This is a genomic window from Rhizobium sp. BK591 (assembly GCF_014195045.1).
GTDB classification, from domain to species: Bacteria; Pseudomonadota; Alphaproteobacteria; order Rhizobiales; family Rhizobiaceae; genus Rhizobium; species Rhizobium anhuiense.
In genome coordinates this window covers 271,370-289,829 of record NZ_JACIAZ010000003.1, presented here as the reverse complement: position 1 = coordinate 289,829, position 18,460 = coordinate 271,370, and the positions used below count along the sequence as shown (strand labels likewise).

18 protein-coding genes are annotated in these 18,460 nt (G+C 61.8%); 11 read left to right on the top strand and 7 right to left on the bottom strand.

The genetic code is table 11. The features are described 5' to 3' along the window. The first annotated feature begins 380 nt into the window (after positions 1-380). Complete coding sequence (locus FHX10_RS14455) at positions 381-1,634, top strand: GGDEF domain-containing protein (protein ID WP_047616484.1); 1,254 nt, start codon at positions 381-383, stop codon at positions 1,632-1,634. Between the two features lie 56 nt (positions 1,635-1,690). After that, a complete protein-coding gene (locus FHX10_RS14450) occupies positions 1,691-2,935 on the top strand; it encodes a cytochrome P450 (RefSeq protein WP_063474299.1) in 1,245 nt (414 codons plus the stop codon). A gap of 20 nt (positions 2,936-2,955) precedes the next feature. Here FHX10_RS14450 and FHX10_RS14445 read toward each other — a convergent pair whose 3' ends face one another. The 4 genes from FHX10_RS14445 to FHX10_RS14430 form a co-directional block, all read right to left on the bottom strand. Continuing rightward, complete coding sequence (locus tag FHX10_RS14445) at positions 2,956-5,085, bottom strand: bifunctional diguanylate cyclase/phosphodiesterase (RefSeq protein WP_047616481.1); 2,130 nt, start codon at positions 5,083-5,085, stop codon at positions 2,956-2,958. Positions 5,086-5,308: 223 nt separating this feature from the next. After that, complete coding sequence (locus FHX10_RS14440; RefSeq protein WP_047616480.1) at positions 5,309-5,659, bottom strand: cupin domain-containing protein; 351 nt, start codon at positions 5,657-5,659, stop codon at positions 5,309-5,311. Positions 5,660-5,676: 17 nt separating this feature from the next. Beyond that, complete coding sequence (locus FHX10_RS14435) at positions 5,677-6,960, bottom strand: O-acetylhomoserine aminocarboxypropyltransferase (protein ID WP_047616478.1); 1,284 nt, start codon at positions 6,958-6,960, stop codon at positions 5,677-5,679. A gap of 117 nt (positions 6,961-7,077) precedes the next feature. Next, positions 7,078-7,506 (bottom strand): CoA-binding protein, encoded by a 429-nt coding sequence (locus tag FHX10_RS14430; protein WP_048338657.1) that lies wholly within the window; start codon positions 7,504-7,506, stop codon positions 7,078-7,080. A gap of 121 nt (positions 7,507-7,627) precedes the next feature. Between FHX10_RS14430 and FHX10_RS14425 the strand changes: the two genes are divergently transcribed. After that, positions 7,628-7,951, top strand: a complete 324-nt coding sequence (locus FHX10_RS14425) for a hypothetical protein (RefSeq protein WP_063474297.1) — start codon at positions 7,628-7,630, stop codon at positions 7,949-7,951. 478 nt (positions 7,952-8,429) lie between these two features. Continuing rightward, a complete protein-coding gene (locus tag FHX10_RS14420) occupies positions 8,430-9,266 on the top strand; it encodes an EamA family transporter (protein ID WP_183908250.1) in 837 nt (278 codons plus the stop codon). A 1-nt stretch (position 9,267) separates the two neighbouring features. On the opposite strand, the gene FHX10_RS14415 is transcribed toward FHX10_RS14420, so the two are convergent. Together FHX10_RS14415 and FHX10_RS14410 are read right to left on the bottom strand one after the other, a co-directional pair. Next, positions 9,268-10,098, bottom strand: a complete 831-nt coding sequence (locus tag FHX10_RS14415) for an enoyl-CoA hydratase (RefSeq protein ID WP_183908252.1) — start codon at positions 10,096-10,098, stop codon at positions 9,268-9,270. 100 nt (positions 10,099-10,198) lie between these two features. Beyond that, on the bottom strand, positions 10,199-10,429 hold the full coding sequence (locus FHX10_RS14410) for a DUF1127 domain-containing protein (protein ID WP_183908254.1): 231 nt from the start codon (positions 10,427-10,429) through the stop codon (positions 10,199-10,201). Positions 10,430-10,502: 73 nt separating this feature from the next. Between FHX10_RS14410 and FHX10_RS14405 the strand changes: the two genes are divergently transcribed. The 7 genes from FHX10_RS14405 to FHX10_RS14375 all read left to right on the top strand — a co-directional run bounded on the left by FHX10_RS14405 (position 10,503) and on the right by FHX10_RS14375 (position 17,311). After that, positions 10,503-11,402 (top strand): LysR family transcriptional regulator, encoded by a 900-nt coding sequence (locus FHX10_RS14405; protein ID WP_183908407.1) that lies wholly within the window; start codon positions 10,503-10,505, stop codon positions 11,400-11,402. Between the two features lie 315 nt (positions 11,403-11,717). Continuing rightward, positions 11,718-12,182, top strand: a complete 465-nt coding sequence (rplM, locus tag FHX10_RS14400) for a 50S ribosomal protein L13 (protein WP_012483399.1) — start codon at positions 11,718-11,720, stop codon at positions 12,180-12,182. Positions 12,183-12,184: 2 nt separating this feature from the next. Continuing rightward, positions 12,185-12,652 (top strand): 30S ribosomal protein S9, encoded by a 468-nt coding sequence (gene rpsI / locus FHX10_RS14395; RefSeq protein ID WP_047616469.1) that lies wholly within the window; start codon positions 12,185-12,187, stop codon positions 12,650-12,652. Between the two features lie 319 nt (positions 12,653-12,971). Next, entirely contained in the window at positions 12,972-14,156 is a 1,185-nt protein-coding gene (cml, locus tag FHX10_RS14390; RefSeq protein WP_097543014.1) for a CmlA/FloR family chloramphenicol efflux MFS transporter, read from the top strand. 223 nt (positions 14,157-14,379) lie between these two features. Then, entirely contained in the window at positions 14,380-15,342 is a 963-nt protein-coding gene (speB, locus tag FHX10_RS14385) for an agmatinase (protein ID WP_063474293.1), read from the top strand. Positions 15,343-15,403: 61 nt separating this feature from the next. Continuing rightward, positions 15,404-16,336: an N-acetyl-gamma-glutamyl-phosphate reductase gene (gene argC / locus FHX10_RS14380; RefSeq protein WP_063474292.1), complete on the top strand. Its 933-nt coding sequence runs from the start codon at positions 15,404-15,406 to the stop codon at positions 16,334-16,336. Positions 16,337-16,519: 183 nt separating this feature from the next. After that, a complete protein-coding gene (locus FHX10_RS14375) occupies positions 16,520-17,311 on the top strand; it encodes a sulfite exporter TauE/SafE family protein (protein WP_097543051.1) in 792 nt (263 codons plus the stop codon). Positions 17,312-17,329: 18 nt separating this feature from the next. Here FHX10_RS14375 and FHX10_RS14370 read toward each other — a convergent pair whose 3' ends face one another. Further along, complete coding sequence (locus FHX10_RS14370) at positions 17,330-18,433, bottom strand: COX15/CtaA family protein (RefSeq protein ID WP_097543013.1); 1,104 nt, start codon at positions 18,431-18,433, stop codon at positions 17,330-17,332. Positions 18,434-18,460: the final 27 nt, after the last annotated feature.

Below are 18,460 nucleotides of genomic sequence, written 5' to 3'. Positions count from 1 at the left end.
GTCAACGTCTCGCCGGCCGGCGCCGGGAATCAAAGAAAAATGTCTTATCCCTACATAGAGTGTCCCTGCCCTCCTCTTCAAGACACGCCTGAGGATAACGTTAAGAAGGCGGGGCCGGGCGGTTCCTGGTAGCCTCTTTCCCCCAAACGCCTGTTAACGGCGAGCCCTCGGCATTGTCTCCCCCGGTTTTTCTCCATGACAGGATGAAGGAAGGCTTACTTCATTCGACCGTGCTTATACACGTTTACCCAACGGAAAGCCTACCGGCAGATATCGGCCCAAAACCATGCCGCAGCGCAGCGACATTAAGGAAGTGGCGAGCTTCCTCGGCAAGGATGCAAGCCAACTGAAAAGGGCCGACAGACGAGGGGTTTGCTGCCGTGTTCAATATTGCTACAGGTCTCGCCATCTGGTGTTCCGAGGCCATGACGCTTGCTTTGGTGCTGTTCGTCGCCTGGCGCCACAACGTCAGGAACGAGGCCTATCTCTATTGGGGTCTCGGCTTCCTTCTGACCGGCATCGGCTTTGCGATGATTGCCTTGCGCAGCGAAATCCCAAGCGTGCTTTCCATCGAGGCGGGCAATGCCATTGCGCTGCTCGGCCAGAGCGCCTGGGTGGCGGGTTTTCTCGCACTCGACCGCAAGAGGATCGAATGGTGGGCGCTGCTGCCGCCGGTCATCTGGCTGGCCGGGGTTTTCCTGCCCTGGGTCAACAGCGATTATTCGAACCGCGTGGTGCTCTACAATCTCGCTTCGGCGACAGGTGCGACGGCACTCGCCATGGCGGTTGCCGCCGGCGACATGCGCCGCGAGCGCACCCGCGTCAAACTGATGGGCGTCTTCGTCATCCAGGGCTGCCTGTGCTTCGGCTCGGCGCTGACGACGGCGCTGACGCTGCCGAGCGACATCGAGGCGACCAATCTCGGCGGCGTCTCCGCCATGGCCAGCGCCTTCCTGCTGACCATCGCCTTCGCGTTCACGTGCCGGCTGATCATGGAGCGCTCCGAACGGCACCTGCGTGCGCTGACCCTGACCGATTCGCTGACCGGCGTGCTCAACCGCCGCGGCCTGCTCGGCTATTTCGACGCCACCCAGGAAAAAGCCCATAACGAGCAGCGCCAGGTCGCAGTGATGCTCTTCGATCTCGACCATTTCAAGCGCGTCAACGATCGTTTCGGCCACCAATCCGGCGATGCCGTACTCACCGCGTTTGCCCGCATGGCCCGCCAGTATATTCCGAACAGCATCTTCGGCCGCATGGGCGGCGAGGAATTCGCAGCCTTCGCCGCGGTTACGGACCAGACGGAAGCCGAGGCGATCGCCGAAGCCATCCGCACCGAATTCTGCCGCCTGCCCGTCAGCACCGGCGAAGCGATCGTCCCGGTCACGGTCAGCATCGGCATCGCGCTCGCCTCCTCGATCGAAGCCAATATCGACAAGCTGATCTCGGCTGCCGACCGGGCGCTCTATGCCGCCAAGGCCGCCGGCCGCAACTGCACGGTCACCTTCGGCGAAGCGGAGGCCGCAGCCCCTGCACCGGCCACACCGAGCAGCACCGCCGGCGAACTCGTGCCGACGGTCGACGATCAGGTCGAGGCCCTGCGGCGCATGGGCACGCTGTCGCGGGCCGGCTAGCCCGCTTCTTCACCCGCATCTTTCCGAGGCACGGCAAATCCGCTAAGCCTCGGGACATGATGATACCGTCCTTTCTCTCGATCGATCCGGCTCGCCGCCACGTCTCGCTGGACGGCCGCAACCCGGCCTTCTACGGCAACCCGAATGCCGCCTATGCAGCACTTCACGCCCATTGCCCGACCTTCTACTGGAGCGAGCAGAAGCAGTGGTTCTTCACAGGCTACGACCATGTGAACGCGCTGCTGCGCGATCGCCGCTTCGGCCGGCAGATCCTGCATATCGCCAGCCGCGAGGAGCTCGGCCTTGCCGAGCCGATGCCGCATCTTGCCAGTTTCGATCTCTCGGAACGGTATTCCCTGCTCGAACTCGAACCGCCCGAGCACACGCGGCTGCGCACGCTCGTCAACCGCGCCTTCGTCTCCCGCCATGTCGAGAAGATGAAACCGGAGCTTGCCGAACTCGCCAACCGGCTGATCGACGGCTTCGCGAAAAAGGGCGAGGTCGAGCTGCTCTCGGCCTTTGCCGACATCATCCCGGTGACGATGATCGCCCGGATGATCGGCATTCCCGAGGAGATGGGGCCGCAGCTGCTTGCCTGGTCGCACGCCTATGTCCGCATGTACATGTTCGGCCGCACGCGCGAGCAGGAGGAAGAGGCCGAACGGGCGGCCAAGGAATTTTCCGACTACGTCAAGACGGTGATCGCAGAACGCCGCGCCGAGCCGCGCGACGACCTGCTTACCCACATGATCCATACCGAGCACAAGGGCCAATATCTGACCGAGGAGGAGCTCGTCTCGACGACGATCGTGCTGCTCAATGCCGGGCATGAGGCGACCGTGCACCAGATCGGCAATTCCGTGCGCATCATCCTCGACAGCGGCTGCGATCCCTCGGAACTCTTCCGGGACGAAGCGACGACGGAGCGCACGGTCGAGGAAACCTTGCGCATCGGCGCGCCGGTGCACATCTTCCAGCGCTGGGCGCTGGAGCCTGCCGAAATCGACGGCGTCTCCTTCAAGCGCGGCGACAAGGTGAGCCTCATCCTCGCCGCCGCCAATCTCGACCCGGCGAAATTCACCGATCCCCTCGCCTTCCGGCCGGATCGCAACGAGGCGGCGAACCTCTCCTTCGGCGCCGGTATCCATTTCTGCATCGGCGCGCCGCTGGCCCGGCTGGAGCTCAATGTCGTGCTGCCGATCCTGTTCGAACGGCTTCCCGGTCTCAAACTGTCAAAGACGCCGGTGGTCAAGGACGTCTACCATTTCCACGGGCTGGACCGGCTGGATCTGCAATGGTGATCACAGCCGCGCCTGGAAAGTCATGCGGCTGACTCTTCTTCCAGCTTGCTGGATATGTCGTGTGCCGACATAGGTCTTCCAAGCAGATATCCCTGCAGCTGATCGCAGCCGGCGTCGCGCAAGATCGCCGCCTGGCGGGTATTCTCGATCCCTTCGGCGGTCACCGGAATCTGCAGGGCGGTCGCCAGGGAAATGGTCGCCCGAAGAACATCGGCGCCATTTGAGCCTTCGTCGAGAGCCGACACGAGCGAGCGGTCGATCTTCATGCGATCAAACCCGAACTGCCGCAATGCGCCAATGCTGGCGTAGCCGCAGCCGAAGTCATCGAGCGCAAACTTGATGCCGACGCGCTTCAGCTGATCTATCGATCGTCGCGCCTGGTCCGGATTTGTCATCAGGACACCTTCGGTGATCTCCAGCGTCAGCCGGCTTGGATTGAAATCGAGTTCCTGCAGCACCGAGATCACTTCGGCGGCAAATTCCGGATTGCAGAGCTGGATCGGCGAAACATTCACCGACAATGCCAGATCGGGCCAGTTCTTGGCATGCTCGATCGATGTTCTGAGCATATGAACGCCAAGCGCATCGATGAGGCCGCATCTCTCGGCAAGCGGGATGAAAATCTCCGGACTGATGTTGCCCGTCGCCGTTCGCCAGCGTGCCAACGCCTCAAGACCAGTGACGGCGCCTGTTGTGGCGGAGACGAGAGGCTGGAAAACGGCTTCGATCGCGCCACTGCTGATGGCGTGCTTCAACAGGCCTTCCAACTCGGCGACGCGTTGGCGTTCCTGGTCCAGTTCAGGATCGTATTCGATCGCCTGACCCCTGCCATTTGTCTTGGCGCGATAGAGGGCCATATCCGCTCTGCGGAGCAGCTCCAAAGGCGGAATGTCTCCGTTGAGCGCGGCCGCTCCGATGCTTGCGCCGACTTCGATCGTTCGTCCGTCGATTTTGAAGGGCTCGGTAAACAACGCCAGAATGGTCTTTTCCATGTCTTCGCACGTAGCGGATCCGACGTGCACCAATGCAAATTCGTCGCCCCCCAGCCGGGCCGCGGCAACGACTTCGGGGTGGCAGGCGGTCAGCGCGTTCGAGACCAGCCGGATCAAATCGTCCCCCACCGCATGCCCCCAGGCATCGTTGACGGCCTTGAAGCCATCAAGGTCGACCAGATAGAGCCGGAGTGGCGTAGAGCCCACATCCTCCAGGTCTTCCAGCAGGCTGAGAAGCCCATGCCTGTTCAACAGGCCACTCAGGCTATCATGGCCCGCCTCGAAAAGTGCTGCTTGCGCCAACTGGCGCAGGCGTCGCGCCTCGGACGCGCCAACCATCAGAACGCCGATCAGGAACAGCGCAAGGATGGCGATAGCGGCCGCGACGTAAGGAGCAACCTGATGAAACACGGTGCTTCCGGGCGCCTTGCTCGGCCAGACGAGATAGCCGATGACGGCCCCCTTCATGTCGGTGATCGGCGCGTTCAGGAACGCCGGCTTGGGCGTCGTCTCGAGGTGCAGGCCTTCGAGTTCATGTTCGTTCGAGAGCGTGTCGAGAACCTCAGGCGTGATGTCCTTGTAGAAGCTCAACGTGCTGAGCTTCGGAAGCTCGCCGCTCGCCTCGAACGGCTGGATTGCCTGCGAGGCGATCAGCGCGACGCCGCTCTCGGTCTTGATGAAATTGACCACCGGCGCCCGCCCAGGATCAGCGGCCGCATTGATCTGCTGATCAAAGGTTTCGCCAAAAAACGCGCTCGGCTGGAAGGGCTTGCCTTTGGCATAGGCCGAGACAACCGAAGACCGGTCGGGGCCGATGACGATCGCGCCGTCATAGAGCGCGTAATCCTCGCTGGTTTTTCCCCAATTCTCATAGGCCCAATCGGCGGCGGTCGGCGATGAGGTCGCACGATAGGCATCGTCCCATACGGCATTGTCAGTCGTTGTCGAACCCAGGCGAGCCACAAATGCGCCGATTGCGGCGCGGGCAGCGCGATTGGCCCTGGCATCGTCGATCTCGTTTGCCGACCGGGTCATCTTGACGACGACATGAGCCATAAGGCCGGTCAGGACGAGAGCGACGACGAGGAAGCAGACGGTTGTCGCAATGATGGAAGACGTCTGAGTCCGAACGTGCCTACCTGCAAGATTCGACGACATGCAAATTCCGCAAAGATTAATTGCAAGGCCATGTCTGTGAGACGGCAGGAGACATCATGTCCGCAATGCGCTGCAGATCAGATCTAGCATTTGACGATGTAGGCCCGATTAATGGGATTGGTTAAAAGCGTTCTATCCGGCAAGGAAGCGCTGTCATTGGCGGAAAAACAGGCCACTATCGCCGCAAACCGGGACAGGCCCGGGGTCGCCGGCGTCGGTCTGCTCAAACCTTGATCACATAATCCTTGCGAGTCGTTTCAACGACTTCCCACGTTCCCCTAAAGCCGGGCCTGAGGATCATCCGGTCACCCGCCTTCAGATGCACCGGCTCGCCGCCCTCCTCCGTCACGATCGAATGGCCGGAGAGCAGGCTGAAATATTCCCACTCTTCGTAGACAATCCGCCACTTGCCCGGCGTCGCCTCCCAGATACCGGAATAGAGGCCACCTTCGGCCTCCTCCAGGTTCCAGCTACGGAATTGCGGATCGCCCGAGATGATCCGGCCGGGCTCCGGGGCGCCGAACTCCGGTTGGACGCCGTCGATGCTGAAGGTGATGAAATTTGCCGTGGTCATTATGGACCCCTTTGATCTCAGATCTTCGAGAGCGCCTGTTCGAGATCGGCGATGATGTCCTTGACGTCTTCGATGCCGACGGAAAGGCGCACGACGTCAGACCCGGCGCCGGCGGCGATCCTCTGCTCGTCGGTCAATTGCCGGTGCGTCGTCGAGGCCGGATGGATGACGAGCGAACGGGTGTCGCCGATATTGGCGAGGTGGGAGAAGAGCTCCAGTCCCTCGACCAGCGTCTTGCCCGCCTCATAGCCGCCTTTGACGCCGAAGGTGAAGATGGAGCCGGCGCCCTTCGGCGAATAGCGCTGCTGCAGGGCATGGTTCGGGTCGTCGTCGAGGCCGGCATAATTCACCCAGGCGATCTTGCTGTGCGCCTTCAGCCACTTGGCGACGGCGATCGCATTGTCGCTGTGGCGCTGCATGCGAAGCGGCAGCGTCTCGATGCCGGTCAGGATCAGGAAGGCGTTGAAGGGCGAAATCGCCGGCCCAAGATCGCGCAGGCCGAGCACGCGGGCAGCGATCGCAAAGGCGAAATTACCGAACGTCGCGTGCAGGACCATGCCGTTATATTCCGGCCGCGGGCTCGACAGCATCGGGTAATTGCCGGATTTCGACCAGTCGAAGGTGCCGCCGTCGACGATGAGGCCGCCCATGGAATTGCCGTGGCCGCCGAGAAATTTCGTCAGCGAATGTACGACGATGTCGGCGCCATGCTCGATCGGACGGATGAAATAGGGGGTCGCCAACGTGTTGTCGACGATCAGCGGCAGGCCGTTGCGGTGTGCGACGTCGGCAATGGCGGCGATATCGACGAAGGTGCCGCCGGGATTGGCCAGGCTTTCGATGAAGATACCGCGCGTCTTGTCGTCGATCTGGCTTTCGAAGCTTGCCGGATCGTCGGAATCGGCCCAGCGCACCTGCCAGCCGAAATTCTCGAAGGCATGGCCGAATTGGTTGATCGAGCCGCCATAGAGCCTGCGCGCAGCGATGAAGTTCTCGCCGGGGCGCATGATGGTGTGGAAGACGATCATCTGCGCTGCATGGCCGGAGGCGACGGCAAGTGCTGCCGTGCCGCCCTCGAGCGCTGCGACACGCTCCTCGAGCACGGCCTGGGTCGGGTTCATGATGCGGGTGTAGATGTTTCCGAAGGCCTGCAGGCCGAAGAGGGCGGCGGCATGATCGGAATCATTGAAGACGAAAGCGGTCGTCTGGTAGATCGGCGTTACCCGCGCGCCGGTCGCCGGGTCGGGCTGTGCGCCGGCATGGATCGCCAACGTGTTGAATCCCGGATCGTTCTTGGCCATGTCGTCCTCCCGTTATTGCTGACGAGCGGGATCATAACCACTCACGAACGAAAGTTAATCGCGATCCGTTTCAACCCGCGGGCGTTCCGTGGAAAATCCGTCTCCGCCAACAGCAACTCAGGCAATGAGACGAGGATATTCGATCGCCGGGCAACGGTTCATCACCACCTTGACACCGACGGCCTCCGCCTTTGCCGCCGCCGCATCGTCGCGGACACCAAGTTGAGACCAGATGATCTTCGGCAGCGGGCTCAGCGCCAGCGCCTCCTCGATGACCCCGTCCAGATATTCGGAGGCGCGAAATACGTCGACCATGTCGATCGGCACGGGAATGTCGGCGAGCCGGGCATACACGGTACGGCCCTGAATCTGCTTACCCGCCTGCCCCGGATTGACAGGAATGACCTCATAGCCGCACGACAGCAGATAACCCATGACGCCGTTGCTCGGCCGGGCCGGATTGGGCGAAGCGCCGGTCAGAGCGATGGTCTTTACCGAATGCAGGATTCCGGCGAGGTAGTCATCCGTGTAAGCGTCGTGATTCATGTCCGTGTCTCCACTCCCGAAAGCCCTTCAGCACGGCCCCGCATGTTTTTTTGCATTTCCGTGAAACCGGCTGGGCGTCTTTTCCGTATATATGAATTGGATACTCCCTGAGGATGATTCGATGAAAAAAATCGCTCTTGCCCTCATGCTCGTGCTTGCCGCATCGCCGGCGCTGGCGATCTCGCGCTACAATCCGCTCGCCATGAGCTGTGCCAGCGTGCGCGCCGCCATCCACAATCAGGGCGCCGTCATCTTCCGCTACCAGTCTCCCCGCGGCTTGCCGCTCTACGATCGCTATGTCCGCAACAGCAATTATTGCGACGCGACCGATTATGCGGAATGGACGCATATTCCCTCGAAGGACGATCCCCGCTGCCCGGTCCTGAACTGCCAGAACATCGACAACCTTGACGGGATGCTTTTCGTTCCCCATCATCAACTTTGATGGTTTTAACGGTTGTAACGGCCGCGGGAAACTATACGTCTTTCGCGCTTGCGAAAGGTTTGGGGCTCAATCCCGCGCTGCGATTTTTTGAAGATTGCACAATCAAAAGCTTTAATTTTCCCCTATGTCAAAGTTATAGAATAATATCTATATTTCAGCAGCATAGGATAATCTGCTTCCGAGTTCCGACAGCTTTTTTCTCCTTTTGTTCATGATAATGCCGCGCTATGTTCTTATGTCCATTAGAAACATCTCATAGTTGAAAGGAGCGCCTGGATTGAACGCATGTCGCGCGCACGTAAAAATTGCTCCAATGAGCCACCATTGTTCACCTACTGAAAGAATGCTATTCGACACATGACCGCATAAGCGGCCGCCGCCGTGCATTTTCGTGCAAATCTCAGTTGTCTTTTCAGGAATTCGAAACGCTGAAGCGAGGCGTGTTCCGCTTCTTCTCATCCTTTCCGGATTTACTCCCTTGCCTCTCGACGTCATCCTGCTCGTTCTCTTCGGCGCACTGCTGCACGCGACATGGAACGCCATCGTCAAGGCGGGGAGCGACAAATCCCTCGATGCGGCACTGATCTCGGCCGGCGGTGCGGTTTCGGCGCTGCCGTTCCTGGCATTCCTGCCGCTGCCGCAAGCCTCAGCCTGGCCGTTCATCGGCGCCTCGGCCATCCTGCAATTCGCCTATTTTCAATTGGTCGCCGCCGCCTACCGCGCCGGCGATATCGGCCTCGTCTATCCATTGATGCGTGGCAGCGCACCGCTGCTGATTGCCGCGACAAGCGGTTTCATCCTCAAGGAAGATCTTTCCTGGGGCGCTCTTGCCGGCACGATGACGATTTCGGCCGGGGTGCTGACGCTGGCTTTGGAGGCGCAGCGCGGCAGCAGCCGCGCCGTCATGTTCGCGCTTGCCAATGCCTGCGTCATCGCCAGCTACACCTATGTCGACGGTATCGGCGCACGCATCTCCGGCAATGCGGTTTCCTACACTTTGTGGATGTCGCTGTTGCCGCCGGTGCTGCTGTTTGCCTGGGCAGCGTCGCAGCGCGGCGCTGCCGCCGTCGCGCGCCACGTCCGTCGCAACTGGTGGCGCGGCCTCATCGGCGGCGCCGGCTCGATCGCTTCCTACGGGCTGGCGCTCTGGGCGATGACGAAAGCCCCGGTCGCGACCGTCGCCGCTCTGCGCGAAACCGCGATCCTCTTTGCGCTGGTGATCTCGATCACCGTCTTCAAGGAAAAGGCCAGCATCTGGCGCTACGTCGCCGGCGTGGTTATCGCAATCGGCGGACTGGTTCTGAAACTGGCGTGAGTCATTCGCCCTTCCATTCCGGCATACGCTTGCCGAGGAAGGCGCCGATCCCTTCCTGCGCGTCCTGCGTCAGCATGTTTTCGACCATCAACTTGGCGGTATAATCATAGGCCGCCTCCACCGGCAGTTCGAGCTGGCGGTTGAAGGCTTCCTTGCCGATCCTCAGCGCCATCGGCGATTTGCTGGCGATCACCGCCGCATATTTGGACACGACCTGCACCAGATACTGTTTCGGCACGATGCGGTTGACGAGGCCGAAATCCTTGGCGGTCGAGGCGTCGATCGTCTCGCCGGTCAGCAGCATTTCCATTGCCTGCTTGCGGTGCGCGGCACGGGAAACGGCAACCATCGGCGTCGAACAGAACAGGCCGATGTTGACGCCCGGCGTGCAGAATGTCGAACTGTCGGTGCAGATCGCCAGATCGCAGGAGGCAACCAGCTGACAGCCCGCAGCCGTTGCAAGCCCGTCGATCTCGGCGATGACAGGCTTCGGCAGATGGGCGATCTTCAGCATCAGATCGGCAGCGAGCCGGAAGGACTTTTCGAAGAAGCCGGCCCCCTGATCTTCATCGGCGCGATGGGTCGTGAGTTCCTTGAGATCATGCCCGGCGGAAAAGACGTTGCCGATCGAAGCGATGACGACGACGCGCACATCCGAATCCGCCCCGGCCGTCTCCAGCTCGTGCATCAGCGCTTCGAGAAGCGCGATCGAAAGCACATTGGCCGGCGGATTGTTGAGCACCAACCGCAGCACGCCGTCGCGCAGCGAGCGGGTCAGCAATCCGCCCTCTTCTGCCCTGGCTGCGTCCGGGAAGGATACGATTTCGGCCATGATGCTGCTCCCTGCGCTCGCTCGATTCCAAGCAGACGTTTTGCCACAAGGCGCTGGCAATTTCGAGCAGGATCCGCACGCCGCGCGTAAGCCGCTGCCGTCAGGACCAGAACCACGACTTCGATGCCTCGGCACTTGCCTGCGCACGCGTCAGACCGACATCGCGAAGCTCGTTGTCGGTGAGTTCGGACAGCGTGCGGCGGCTACGACGCTTTTCGAGATGATGTTCGATGACGGCCACCCGCCGCAGGCCCCAACGCGCCAGGCGGCGCAGTTTCGATCGAACGATATCGCGAGGCGCCACAAAGATCCCGCTTGTTTCCAAAGCCATCTGTTCTTCCTTCCTTCAACGGATGAAAGATGCGCTGGAAGACGCCATGAAAGAAGCTTATAGATATTATGATATGCATAAGGATTTCTTTGGCATGGCGCTCAACCTCGATCAACTCGCGACCTTCGTCAATGTTGCCGATCTCGGAAGCTTTACGGCTGCAGCCGACAAGGAGGGCCTGACGCAACCAGCCGTCAGCCTGCAGGTAAAGGGCCTCGAACAGCGGCTCGGTGTCCGGCTGATCGAGCGCGTCGGGCGACGGGCGCAGCCCACCGCGGCAGGTCTCGATCTTCTCGCGCATGCACGACGCCTGCTGCAGGATTCGGCGGCGGCGGAAGAAGCGATGCTGCCGTACAGAGATGGCGCAAGCGGCCGCGTGCGCATCGGCAGCGGCGGCACGGCGTCGATCCATCTGCTGCCGCGCGCCATCGCCGCCGCCAGAAAACGCATGCCCGGCCTCGAAATCACCGTGCGCATCGGTGATGCCGACGACGTTCTGCGCGATCTGGAGGACAATAGCCTCGACATCGCCGTCATCGCCCTGCCGGCATCGGGACGGAACTTCGAGATCGAACCCTTCTACGAGGAGGAACTGCTGGCCGTCGCTCCCGCAGGCAGTCTCATTCCCGAAGGCGGGCCGGACGCCGCCTTCATGCGCGACAGGACGCTGCTGCTTTACGAGGGAGGCAATACGCGGCGGGCAATCGATGCGTGGCTGGCTGCTCCCAATACCAGAATCCGCCCCGCGATGGAGTTCGGCAGCATCGAGGCAATCAAGGAACTGGTGGCGGTGGGGCTCGGCTGGTCGATCCTGCCGGGACTGGCGCTGAAGCGCGAACGCGCCGGCCTGGTGACGACATCATCGCTGAATCCGCAGCTCACGCGCCGCCTCGGCATGGTGCTGCGCCGGGACAAACATCTGACACGCGGCCTTCGCGAAATGATGAAATGCCTGCGCGAGTTCAAAGGTTAGGCCGCTTTCGACCGCGGGATGCGGTTTCAAAAGCCGGCAGCGACGAGATAAAAAACGTCAGCCTCCCCAGTTCACGACCTAACAAATGTGAGGTATCATAATACCACATATCTAACATATTGTTTTCGCTTTGAATTTTTTACAGGCGTCGGAAGAGTCGATATTGACCCGATGTCACGTTCCCTTTATACACCGCGCCAGAACGCAGCCTATCCGGGCTGCTTTCTTTTTGGCATGCCTTGCGCCTGCCAATCCAAGCAACAAGAAACGCCCTTCAAGCCCTCGGGCCAAGGGTCCCAAAAGAGAGTATTCACTATGGCAACCTTCTCCCAGAAGCCTGCAGAGGTGGAGAAGAAGTGGGTGATCATCGACGCCGAAGGGCTGGTCGTTGGCCGTCTCGCTTCCATCATCGCTATGCGCCTGCGCGGCAAGCACAAGGCAACCTTCACGCCCCACGTTGACGACGGCGACAACGTCATCGTCATCAATGCCGACAAGGTCGTTTTCACCGGCAAGAAGTATTCCGACAAGGTCTACTACTGGCACACCGGTTATGCCGGCGGCATCAAGGAACGCACCGCACGCCAGATCATCGAAGGCCGCTTCCCGGAGCGCGTCCTCGAAAAGGCCGTCGAACGCATGGTTCCGCGTGGCCCGCTCGGCCGTCGCCAGATGAAGAACCTGCGCGTTTACGCCGGCTCCAACCATCCCCATGAAGCCCAGCAGCCGGTCGCCCTCGACGTTGCCGCGCTCAACAAAAAGAACGTAAGGAGCGCCTGATCATGGCTGACCTCTCCTCCCTGAAGGATCTCGGCACGGCTTCCGAAGCTGCTGCTCCGGCCCACGTCCGCAAGGTCGATTCGCTCGGCCGCTCCTACGCGACCGGCAAGCGCAAGAACGCCGTCGCCCGCGTCTGGGTGAAGCCGGGCTCCGGCAAGATCATCATCAACGGCAAGGAATTCGCGGAATATTTCGCCCGTCCGGTGCTGCAGATGATCCTGCGCCAGCCGATCGTTGCGGCTGCCCGTGACGGCCAGTTCGACATCGTCGCAACCGTTGCCGGCGGTGGCCTGTCCGGCCAGGCCGGCGCTGTTCGCCACGGTCTCTCCAAGGCGCTGACCTACTTCGAGCCGGGCCTGCGCTCGGTGCTGAAGAAGGGCGGCTTCCTGACCCGCGACAGCCGCGTCGTCGAACGCAAGAAGTACGGCAAGGCAAAGGCCCGCCGCTCCTTCCAGTTCTCCAAGCGTTAATCGCTTCGGACAGACGGAATTACGAAGGCCGGGGAAACCCGGCCTTTTTATTTGCGCTGTTCAACCCAGGCGGAAGCGTGCCGGCTGCCATTGTCGCATTTCGGTTCTGCTGGTAGAAACTCTGCTGGTAGAAACTGGGCAAAACGCTTCGCGAATGAGCGAAGCCGCAGTCAGGGTCGCATCATGGGAACAACCAAGTCCGCAGACAAATAGGCCGCAACAACCCTGCCCTGTTGTTGCGGCGTCTGTCCGGCCAATTCCGATACTGATGAAAAGACAGATCGCCGCCGAATGAAATCATTTGAGCGGATGCTTTCCCATGTCTTATCCCAAAATCCAGCGCTGGAGCTATTCCGTGCCGGCAGCCATGCTGCTGATGGCGCCTTTCGACATCTTGACCTCTCTCGCCATGGATATCTATCTGCCGATTGTGCCTGTTATGCCGGAGGCGCTCGGCACCTCACCTGAAGTCATCCAACTGACCCTCAGCCTCTATATGCTCGTGCTCGGCGCCGGGCAGATCGTCTTCGGGCCGATTTCCGATATTGTCGGACGACGGCCCGTCCTGCTCGGAGGCACGGCACTCTTTGCCGCTTCCTCCTTCCTGCTTGCCGGCACTTCGGCGGCACCGCTTTTCGTGGCCTGGAGATTGCTGCAGGCAGTCGGTGCGTCGGCGGCTCTCGTCGCAACCTTCGCAACAGTGCGCGACGTCTACGCCGGGCGTCCCGAAAGCAGCACGATCTATAGCCTGCTCGGCTCCATCCTCTCCTTCGTGCCGGCATTGGGCCCCATCGCCGGAGCCTTGATCGCCGATCGCTTCGGCTGGCGCGCCATCTTCCTCGTCATCGGCCTCCTTTCGGTTGCCGCCCTTTTCAACGCCGGCATGCGGTGGCATGAGACCCGTCCCGCCGCCACCGCGAAGATCGCCCTCCGCCCGATCCTGAAGAGCTTTCCCTTCTGGGTCTATACATTAGGCTTCAGCACGGCGATGGGTGCCTTCTTCGTCTTCTTCTCGACGGCACCCCGTATCCTGATCGATAGGGCCGGCTTCTCCGGCATCGGCTTCAGCGTCGCCTTTGCCACCGTGGCACTGGCGATGATCGTGACGGCGCCTTTCGCCAAAAGCTTCGTCATGCGCTGGGGCATTGCAGGCAGTCTTGCCAGAGGCATGGCGACGCTGCTTCTCGGCGCCGTGCTGCTTGCCTTTGGAGAATTGTTTCTGCAGCCCTCCTTTGTCAGCTTCGTCGTGCCGATGTGGATCATCGCGATCGGCATCGTCCTGGCGACCGCGGTGACTGCCAATGGCGCGCTTGAGGCCTTTGGCGACACGGCAGGAACGGCGGTCGCGTTGTATTTCTGTGTCGAGAGCATCTTGGTCGGCTTTGCCGGAACGGTCTTTGTGCTTCTGCTCGGCGGCGACAGCGCCTGGCCGGTCGTTGGCTATATCTCTGTGAGCGCGCTGGCGACGCTCGCCGGGTTGTGGTCCCTGCGGCAGCCGGCCTGACAGCAGATGGTCAAGAACGGCCGCTCGACCGCAATGGGCGGCCGTCATCCGATCGATGGCTTGAAATCTGCCCGCAGCTCGCCTACCCCTTTCTGCGCGCAAGGGATCAGCCAATTCCTTCGCGAGACCGCCACCCGACGCTTTGGCGTCGAACGGTGATCATGCAACGCAGCGTCCGCACCGAACGCGACTATGGTTTTGCCACCGAAAAAAGGAGCATGACTTGGCGAACAGATCGATTGACCACGCCTTCACGGCGACCAGCCTCACTTCTGCCGCCAGCGACCCGACCTTTGCCGGCGCGCTGTCCTTCATGCGTCGCCGCTTCACCAAGGAACTCGCCGGCGTCGACGTCGCCGTCTGGGGGATTCCCTTCGATGCCGCGACATCGAACAGGCCGGGCACGCGCTTCGGGCCGCAGGCGATCCGGCGCGCCTCGGCGATCTTCGACAATGACGCGCAATATCCCTTCCACCGCGATCTCTTCGCCGACATGGCGGTGATCGACTACGGCGACTGCCTGCTCGACTACGGCAATCATCAGGATACGCCTGCCGCCATCGAGCGCCAGGCGAATGTCATCCTCGACAGCGGCGCCTTCCTGCTGACGCTCGGCGGCGATCATTACGTCACCTGGCCGCTGCTGAAAGCCCATGTGGCAAAACATGGGCCGCTGGCGCTCGTGCAGTTCGACGCGCACCAGGACACCTGGTTCGACGAAGAACGGCGCATCGACCATGGCTCCTTCGTGGCGCGGGCGGCTCGCGAAGGCATCATCGATCCCGACCGCTCGATCCAGATCGGCATCCGCACCCATGCGCCGGAGGATTGCGGCGTCAATATTCTCTACGGTCATCAGGTCGAAGAAATGAGCGCCGGCGATATCGCCTCGGCGATCATCTCCCATACGCGCGGGGCGCCAGCCTATCTCACCTTCGATATCGATTGCCTCGATCCGGCCTTTGCGCCGGGTACCGGCACACCGGTTGCCGGCGGGCCGTCGAGCGTCAAGATCCTCTCGGTGCTGCAGCGCCTGCACCAGCTCGATATCCGTGGCGCTGATGTCGTCGAGGTATCGCCGCCCTATGATCATGCCGATATCACCGCCATTGCGGGGGCAACGGTGGCGATGTATATGCTGGGGCTTCACGCCGAGCGACGCGCCATCGCCGTGTCACAAGGCTGACTTATCATCGCTCAAACTGAATCCGGAAACCTTCAGAACCCATTGAAAGCGCAGGTTTAACATGGCACCGAAAATCTTCATCGACGGCGAACACGGCACGACGGGTCTGCAGATCCGCACGCGCATGGCCGGCCGCCGCGATGTCGAGCTTCTGTCCATCCCCGAAGCCGAGCGGCGCAACGCCGCCCTGCGCGAGGACATGCTGAACAGCGCCGATATCGCTATTCTCTGCCTGCCCGACGACGCGTCGAAGGAAGCGGTTCAGATGGTTTCGGCCAACAACAATGTGCGCGTCATCGACACCTCGACCGCCTTCCGCGTCAATCCCGGTTGGGCCTATGGCTTTGCCGAGATGGACGGTGCGCAGGCCGACAGGATCAAGGCCGCCCGTTTCGTCGCCAATCCCGGCTGCTATCCGACGGGAGCGATCGGTCTCATCCGGCCGCTGCGCGCCGCCGGCATTCTGCCGGACGGTTATCCGGTCACGGTCAACGCGGTCTCCGGTTATACCGGCGGCGGCAAGCAGATGATCGCGCAGATGGAAAACCCGGATCACCCGGATGCGATCACCGCACCGCATTTCCTCTATGGCCTGCCGCTCACCCATAAACATGTGCCGGAGATGACCGTGCACGGCCTGCTCGACCGCGCGCCGATCTTCTCGCCATCTGTCGGCAAGTTTGCTCAAGGGATGATCGTGCAGGTGCCGCTGCATCTCGACGATCTCGCCGAGGGCGCGACGATGGAGAGCATCCATGCCGCCCTCGTCGCCCATTATGCCGGCCAGGATATCGTCAGTGTCGTGCCGCTGGCCGAAAGCAAGGGGCTTGCCCGCGTCAACGCCGTCGAGCTCGAAGGCAAGGACACGATGAAGCTCTTCGTCTTCGGCACCCCAGGCGCTTCGCAGGTCAATTTGGTGGCGCTGCTCGACAATCTCGGCAAGGGCGCATCGGGCGCCGCCGTCCAGAACATGGACCTGATGCTCGCCTCGTAAGGGCGTGAATGGCGGCATCGAGATGATGCCGCTCACGCTTCGTGTCGATCTCGTTATACAATGATCTCGTGGCCGCCTGCCTCGGCGGCCGCAGCATCGTTTTCGGCTCGATCATCGGCGACGATTGGGCTATGAGGGCGGACCTTCCTCGCCTGCCGTTCCCGAATCACGGAGCCTGATGTCATGACGCTCGATGCGCTGGTCGATGGCGTGCACGCATGGTTTACCGCCGCCCTGCCCGACCAAGGCATCTATGCGCTGATGGTCTTTGCCTTCATCGCCGGGCTTGCCCGCGGCTTTTCCGGCTTCGGCGCCGCCCTGATCTTCGTTCCGCTCGGCGGCGCGATCGTCGGGCCGAAGCTGATCTCGCCGATCCTGCTCGTCATCGACGGCGTTGCCTCGCTCGGGATGATCCCGCCGGCCTGGCGCGGCGCCAACCGGCGAGAAGTTTTCGTCATGGCGGCAGGTGCTGCGCTCGGCATTCCGGCCGGCACGGCGATACTGGCGTTGCTCGACCCGCTGCTCTTGCGCTGGAGTATCACGATCATCGCCAGCTGCCTGCTTGCGCTGCTGGTATCGGGATGGCGCTACCACGGCGAGGCATCCGCACCGCTCACCAGCGGCGTCGGGCTGATCGCCGGGCTTTTCAGCGGCGCCGCGCAGCTCGGCGGGCCGCCGGTTGTCGCCTATTGGCTCGGCGGCAAGAGCGACTTCACCCGCGTCCGGGCAAATGTCGTGCTCTATTTCTCGATCTCGAGCGTTCTCAGCGCCATCAGCTATTATTTCGGCGGGCTGTTCGTGCCTGCCGTCTTCGCGCTCACCGTCGTCGTCCTGCCGAGTTATGCGGTCGGGCTCTATGGCGGGTCGAAACTGTTCGGGCTTGCCGAAGAACGGACCTTCCGTATCGCCTGCTACGTCCTGATCGCCGCCGCCGCGATCATCGGCATGCCGCTGCTCGATGGGGTGCTGCGGTAGAACCCAGCAGCGACGGCTTCAATCGCGTTCGGCGATCATCGTCCCATGCGGATATTCACCGTAAAAGCCGCGCCAGTTGGCGACGGCGAAACCGAAAACCACCAGCGCACCGGCCTGATGCAACAGGCCCCAGTGGAGCGGCACCTGCATCAGCAGCGTGGCGATGCCGATCGCCGCCTGCATCGTCACCAGTGCGAAAAGCAGCACGGCACGGCGTGCATGGGTGGTCCAAGGTGCCGCGCGAAGGGCGATCACCATGTTGATCAGCGTCAATGCGAAGAGCGTGTAGGCGCCGATGCGGTGGATGAACTGCACCGTCTTCGGGTTCTCGAAAACATTGATCCAGAAGGGCTGCTGGATCAGCAGATCGGAGGGGATAACGGCGCCATCCATCAGCGGCCAGGTATTGTAGGAAAAACCGGCATCGAGCCCCGCCACCAGCGCGCCGAGATAGATCTGGAACAGCGAGAAGATGGCGATCGCGGCGGCAAAGGCGCGCGAGCTTCTGGCCGGCGGCGGATCGTCGGAGTGCGGTGAGAGACCGCGCATGATCCACATGCAGCCGGCAAAGATCAGGCAGGCCATGACGAGATGCGTGGCGAGCCGGTACTGGCTGACGTCGGTGCGGACGGAAAGGCCCGAAGACACCATCCACCAGCCGATAAAGCCCTGCAGGCCGCCGAGCGCCAGGATGCCGACGAGCGGCCAGCGCAGGCGCTTTTCGATACGCCCCGTCAGCCAGAAATAGATCAGCGGCAGCGCGAAGATCACGCCGATGCCGCGGGCGATCAGCCGGTGCGCCCATTCCCACCAGAAGATGCCCTTGAACTCGTCGACGGTCATGGAACTGTTCAGCTGCTGAAATTCGGGAATGCGCTGATAGAGGCGGAATTCCTCCTCCCACTCGGCGGCCGACAGCGGCGGGATGACGCCATGGATCGGCTTCCACTCGGTAATCGACAGGCCGGAATTGGTCAGTCGCGTGGCGCCGCCGACGAGCACGAGACAGAAGAGCGCCAAAAGCACGAAGCCGAGCCAGAGGCGCAAGGCGCGGCGGTCGCGATTCTGCTTGCGCATTTCGCTCAGGATCGCCTGTTCCGTGGTCGGGTTTGCGACGGCCATGATGTCTCCTTCTATCCGGCAGTTGAT